At 72.0% G+C, this 6,102-nt stretch carries 5 protein-coding genes; all 5 read left to right on the top strand.

Annotated elements, in window-relative coordinates; translation table 11 throughout:
- The first annotated feature begins 290 nt into the window (after positions 1 to 290).
- The 5 genes from ACZ63J_RS38310 (at position 291) to lepB (ending at position 6,099) form a co-directional block, all read left to right on the top strand.
- Positions 291 to 2,621 (top strand): CapA family protein, encoded by a 2,331-nt coding sequence (locus ACZ63J_RS38310; protein WP_465407180.1) that lies wholly within the window; start codon positions 291 to 293, stop codon positions 2,619 to 2,621.
- Positions 2,618 to 3,574 carry an NlpC/P60 family protein gene (locus tag ACZ63J_RS38305; RefSeq protein WP_465407182.1) on the top strand — a complete coding sequence of 319 codons (957 nt, stop codon included), beginning with the start codon at positions 2,618 to 2,620 and terminating at the stop codon, positions 3,572 to 3,574. The genes ACZ63J_RS38310 and ACZ63J_RS38305 overlap by 4 nt, the downstream gene beginning before the upstream one ends.
- A 305-nt stretch (positions 3,575 to 3,879) precedes the next feature.
- Positions 3,880 to 4,905, top strand: a complete 1,026-nt coding sequence (locus ACZ63J_RS38300) for a S1 family peptidase (protein ID WP_465337062.1) — start codon at positions 3,880 to 3,882, stop codon at positions 4,903 to 4,905.
- An 80-nt stretch (positions 4,906 to 4,985) separates the two neighbouring features.
- A complete protein-coding gene (locus ACZ63J_RS38295; RefSeq protein ID WP_465407184.1) occupies positions 4,986 to 5,315 on the top strand; it encodes a nuclear transport factor 2 family protein in 330 nt (109 codons plus the stop codon).
- Positions 5,316 to 5,349: 34 nt separating this feature from the next.
- Positions 5,350 to 6,099 (top strand): signal peptidase I, encoded by a 750-nt coding sequence (gene lepB, locus ACZ63J_RS38290; RefSeq protein ID WP_465407185.1) that lies wholly within the window; start codon positions 5,350 to 5,352, stop codon positions 6,097 to 6,099.
- Positions 6,100 to 6,102: the final 3 nt, after the last annotated feature.

The raw sequence follows: 6,102 nt of genomic DNA, 5'->3' as shown, positions 1-6,102 counted from the left end.
AAATCCTCCCCCCCCCCCCCCCCTCGAACCCCCCCCCCCACACCAAACACCCCACCCCCCCCCCCCCCCCCCCCCCCCCCCCCCCCCCTTTCTTCCCCCCCCCCCCCCCCCCCCAGGTCCGGGGTTTTGTTCGTAAAGTTCTTTAACTAACTCGGCCCGAGAGCTGGACAAGCATCTCGTGAATGAGTTACAACAGAGGCATCGAGTGCTCGCCTGCCGCAGCGCACTGGACTCAGTGGAGTTGTCCCCTCATCAACGTCGAGCGGGTGGAGCGCAGCGGTGGGAATCACGTGAAGACGTTCGGCGCCTTCTTGATGGCTGTGGTCGTTTCGGCGGCCGTCCTGTACTTGAGCTTCGAGGACACGGGCCAGTCCAGCACTCCCGACGCTCCGACCGCGACAGTCTCCGTCACCGACGAGGCCGGTGCGCCGGTCGCGGCGACCGTGGCCGCCGACGGCGCTACCGGACGGGCTTCGAGCGCGGGTCTCGCCCGGGTGCCACTGGGCAGCGGCCCCGCGCTCGCCGTGGTGTCCGCTCCGGGGTTCCTCGCCGAACCCGTCCCGCTCGGACTGGCGGACGTCGGCCGCACCGTGCCCGTGCGGCTGCTGTCCGACCACGGAGGAAAGCGCTTCGCCGTGCACTCCGCGGGTGACGTCATGTTCGGCCGCCGTTACCAGGACGCCCCGGGCACCCCGCTGATCCCCGGCGCCGACGCCGCCCGGGGCGCGGCGGACGTCGTCGCGGCCGTGGCTCCCGCGTTCCGGCTCGGCGACCTGCGCACGGTCAACCTGGAGACGGTCGTCAGCTCGGCGCCACCGGAAGCCTCGTACCCGGGAAAGCGGTTCATCCTCCAGTCACCACCCGCCACGACCGAAGGGCTCAAACGGCTCGGCGTCGACGTCCCGTCGCTGGCCAACAACCACACTCGCGACCTGCAGGACACCGGGGTGGCCGACACCACGAAGGCCCTGACCTCGGCGGGTTTCCCGATCGTCGGGCTCGCCGACGGCGACCGGCCGCAACCGGCGTACCACACGCAGGTGCACGGCACGGACGTGACGATGTTGTCCTACACCAGTGTGGACGGCAGCTTCGTCAACAACAGCTATCCCCACGCAGGTGACGACGCCGAGGCCTGGCAGCACGAGCTCCGCCACTGGCGGTTCGGCTCGCGCGTGCCCGACGCCGCCCGGACCATCGGCGACGCCTGGCGCCTGTACCAAAAACTCGAGCCGAAGCTGACCCCGGCCGAATCCGGTCCGATGTGGACATCGCTCACCCGGGTCTACCCCGAGCTGCAGGACTGGGTGGCCGGACGCGGGCACAGCGGCCCGGCGCCCTGGAACCCGGCGACGTCCCCCGGCGAGATCACCGCCGCGAAACGCGGGCTCACGATCGTCCAGCTGCACTCCGGGTTCCAGTTCCAGACCGCTTCGGCGAAACCGACGCGGGACATGGCCCGCGCCGCGATCGACGCGGGCGCGGACATCGTGATCTGCCACCACCCGCACGTCCTGCAGGGAATGGAGTGGTACAAGGGGCACCTGATCGCCTACAGCATGGGCAACTTCGTCTTCGACCAGGACTTCCTCGCGACCTTCTCCAGCGCTTTCCTGCGCACGGTCTGGGAAGGCAACCAGCTCGTCGAAGCGCGGCTCGTGCCGGTCGAGATCGACGGCTACCGGCCCGCGGTCGCCACCGGCGCCGCGGCCCGGCGCACGGTGAACGGCGTCTGGGCCGCCGGCCTGCGGGACGCCCAGACCCAGCGCGCGAAGGACCGGAGCGTGGTGACCACGCCGATGACGCGGGACGCGGACTCCCGCCCGGCGCAGTTCCGGTTCGACCACGGCACCGCGCGGATCACCGCCGACCCGCCCCCCGAACAGCGGGTCGCGGTCACGGTTCCGGCGCACGGCGACGCGCCCGTTCCGGGCGGCGGGCTCGTGCGCCCGGACCCCGGCGGGCCGCCGGGCCTGGCGGTCGGGCGCGACCTGTTCGGCTGGGGGCACTTCGAAGACAACACCGCCGACGGGGTCGCGAGCGGGGCGACGCACTGGCCCGCGAGCGCCGGCCCGGTCGTCGGGGGTGGCGCCCTCGGCACGGCCGGCTACCTGCGGGCCGGCGGCCGGCCGGCACACCCGGTCGCGCGGGTCACCCTGCCCCGGCACCGGGAGCAGGCGCCGGACGGCGCCCCGCTGGACCCCGAGCCCACCTACAGTGTCCGCGCCCGGGTGCGGGTGCCGGCCGGGACCACGGCGTTGCTGCGGGTCGCGGCCTACCACTTCGACGACAGCGATCCGACCGAAGCCCCGGACTCCCGGCTCCTGCGCACGGTGGACCGCACAGTCGCGGTTCCGGCCGACGGCGCCTGGCACGAGATCTCCGCCGACCTCTCCCCCGCCGACCTCGACCGCGACGGCGTCCAGGCGAACATGGCCCTGCTCTATGCCGGGGCGGGCCCCGGAACCGGGCTCGTCGACGTCGACGACCTGGAGCTCGTCGAATGGCGGGCGGTCGCCGGGCTGCCGCCCGAATGGGCTCCCTACGACTACGTCCGCAACCCGGGTGACACTCCCGCGAACGCCGTCTTCAGTGGACTGAAAGCCGAGCCGCAACCATGAAACCCTTGCTGTCACTGGCCATCACCGCGTTGACCGTCCTGATCGGACTGCCGGCTCAGGCGGCTCCGCCCGCGTACCACTACGAGCGTGCCGCGGACCCGGCACGCACCCTCGTCGTGAACAGCTCCGGCGTCACCGTCGCGACCCTGACCGACGGCGCCCGGACGGCAGTCTTCCGCGGCCCCGCCCGGACGTTCGCCGAGCCGGCGGCCACCACCGCCACCGTATCCACTCAGGACCGGATTCGCCTCGCGCCGCGGGCCTGGCACCTCGGCGGGGAAACCGACGGCGAGCTGGGCGCGTGGCTCGCGAACACCCTGGCGGGCAGCCTGCCCGACGACGGTCCCGACGTCCTCGACCTCGCGATGCAGTACCGCCGGGACACCCCGGACCTGGTCACCGGCGCCGGGGTCCGCTACGCCGGCCGCGCCTTCTTCGGGCCGATGGTCGGCGGCAAGCGGGTCACCGGCTCGGACTTCGTCGACTATCTCGGAGTGCCCTGGACCTACGACGACGGTGTGGTGCAGGAGCCCGATCCCCTGCATAAGGACGCGTTGGACTGCAGCGGGTTCCTGCGGATGGTGTTCGGCTACCGGGCCGGCTACCCGCTCGGGCGGGACCCGGCGCCCGGGCGGCTGCCCCGGCAGGTCGGGGACATCGCGACGGCCGGGCCGGGCACGGTCGTCGTCGCCGACACCGGCGCCGCGCCGCCGGCGGCCCAGCTCGCCCGGCTGCTGCCCGGCGACCTGCTGCTGTTCGACCTGGACCCCGAAGACGGCCCGGTGCTCGACCATTCCGGCATCTACCTCGGCCTGGATTCGGCCGGGCAGCCGCGGTTCGTCTCCAGCCGGAAGTTCCACAACGGCCCGACGATGGGCGACACCAACGGCGCGTCGGTGCTCACCGGGGCCGGGGTGTTCGCCCGCGTCTTCCGGCTGGCCCGGCGGCTCTGACCCGCTCGTCACCGACGGCCCACGCGTGATCGCCGGGCCGGTCGCGAGCGGGAACCCGTGCTGCGGCAGGCCAAGCGGCTCGCCCCGAGTGCGACCCGGCGCGGACCCGGCCGACTTTCGTCGGACCTTTCCGTGTGGTTTTTACCCACCATGTCCTGTTTGGGGGATTTACCACTGACCGTTCGGTGGGAAACAAACCTTCGTCGGTGGTGCGGCCCTCGCGGAAGCTGGATCGTCTCGCGGTGTCCCACCGTGGCACTCCCCTCTCGCCAGTCTTCTCCCCCAAGACGTCCCGGAGGATTTTGATGACTTCCCGGAAGAAACTCGCCGGCTTCACCGCGTTCGCCTCGGCCGCGCTGGCGTGCGCGCTGTGCGTGCCGGCCGCCCACGCCGCGCCGCTGTCGGCCGAAGCCGCGTTCACGCTCGCGCAGAGCAACGCGATGGCGCAGGCCGACCAGGTGACCGACGCGCTGGGCGCCGCGTCGGGCGGTTACTACCTCGACAACGGCAAGGCGATCGTCAACGTGACGACCGACGCGGACGCCAAGAAGGTCGAAGCGGCCGGGCTCACCGCCAAGAAGGTCGCGCACACCTTCGCCGCCCTGACCGGCGTCAAGGAGGCCTTGGACAACGTCCGGAACGTGCCGCAGACCGCCTGGGGCATTGACACTTCCACCAACCAGGTGGTGGTGACCATCTTCTCGGCCGCCACGAAGGCCACCGCGGACAAGGTCACCACCGCCGCGAAGCAGTACGGCGACAGCGCCCGCGTCGAGTACCAGACGGGCAAGCTGGAGCTGTACATCGCCGACGGCGACGCCATCCAGAACAGCCAGGGCCGCTGCTCGCTCGGCTTCAACGTCAAGCGCGGCAGCACCCCGTACCTGCTCACCGCCGGGCACTGCACCAACCTCGGCGGCACCTGGAGCGGCGGCGACGTCAGCGGCGCCCGGGTCGTCGAAAGCGACTGCCCCGGCGCGGACTCCGGTCTGCTGACCCGCCCGAACGGCACCGGCCCCGGCCGCATCAACACCGGCCAGGCCATCACCAGCGCGGCCGCGCCGAAGGTCGGCGAGCGCATCTCGAAGCAGGGCTCGACCACCGGCGGCGGCACCGGCCAGGTGACGTCGGTCGACCAGTCGGTCAACTTCGACGTCGGGGTCCTCAACCACGAGTTCGGCACCACCGCCCACACCGACCACGGTGACTCCGGCGGCCCGGCGTACGACGGCTCCAAGGGTCTCGGCACCCTGTCCGGCGGGAACACCACGGTCAGCTACTTCTACCCGCTGACCCGGGAGCTCTCCGCCTACGGCCTCACCCTGGCCTGACGCGCCACCCGTGGCGCCGCTCCCGGTGGGGGCGGCGCCACGGTTCGCGTGCGCCCGCGGATCGGGTAAGGATGGATGTCATGACCGACGCCGCCGTGCCGCCCGCCGTCCAGCGGATGATCGACGCCACCAACCGCGGGGACGACGCCGCGTTCGTCGACACCTTCGGCGAGGACGCCTACCTCAACGACTGGGGCCGCGAGTTCCGCGGGAAGGACGGCGCCGCGAGCTGGAACTCCACCGACAACATCGGTGTCGGCGCGCGGTTCGAGCTCCGCGGCGTCCGGCCCGGCGAGGCCGAGGGTGAGTACCTGGTCGACCTCACCGTGACCAGCCGGCGGTTCAACGGCGACGGAACGTTCGAGATCCGGATCAGCGACGGCCTGATCACTCGCCTGGTCATCAGCTGAGGCGACCCGGCACCATGATCAGTAGCCTGGTGCCGTGGCCGACTCCGATTCTCCCGACCCCGCCGCCGATGCACCTGGAGAGCACGGGGACCACCCGGCCCCGGCCGGGCGGCGCCGCGCGCGCAAGAAGCGGCCGTTCTGGCAGGAGCTGCCGATCCTGCTCGTGGTCGCGCTGGTGCTGACCATCCTCATCCAGCAGTTCGTCGCCAAGGTCTTCCTGATCCCGTCGGAGTCGATGGAAACCACGCTGCACGGCTGCACCGGCTGCTTCGGCGACCGGGTGCTGGTCGACCGCGTCACCTACGACTTCACCGGCCCCTCCCTCGGCGACGTCATCGTGTTCCGGGGCCCGCAGTCGTGGACCGAGAACGAGATCGCCCCGCCGGAACCGGCGAACTTCGTCACCAAGGCGCTGCGCGAAGCCGGGTCGCTGGTCGGCTTCGCCCCGCCGGACGAGCGCGACTTCGTCAAGCGGGTCATCGCCGTCGGCGGGCAGACCGTGCAGTGCTGCGATCCCCAGGGCCGCGTCCTGGTGGACGGCAAGCCGCTCGACGAGCCGTACGTCCGCCCGCTCCCCGCCGACAGCCCGGGGCAGACGTTCGGCCCGGTCACCGTCCCCGCGGGCCGGCTCTGGGTGATGGGCGACAACCGCGGGAACTCGTGCGATTCGCGCTGCCAAGGTGGTGGCGGTGTCAACGGCACCGTGCCCGTCTCGGACGTCATCGGCAAGGTGCGCCTGATCGTGCTGCCGCCGTCGCGCTGGAACACCGTGACCGCGCGCTGATCC

Source organism: Amycolatopsis sp. NPDC104863, from assembly GCF_055582965.1.
Note: the sequence above shows the minus strand (reverse complement) of the source record. Positions and strands in the feature narration are given on the sequence as shown.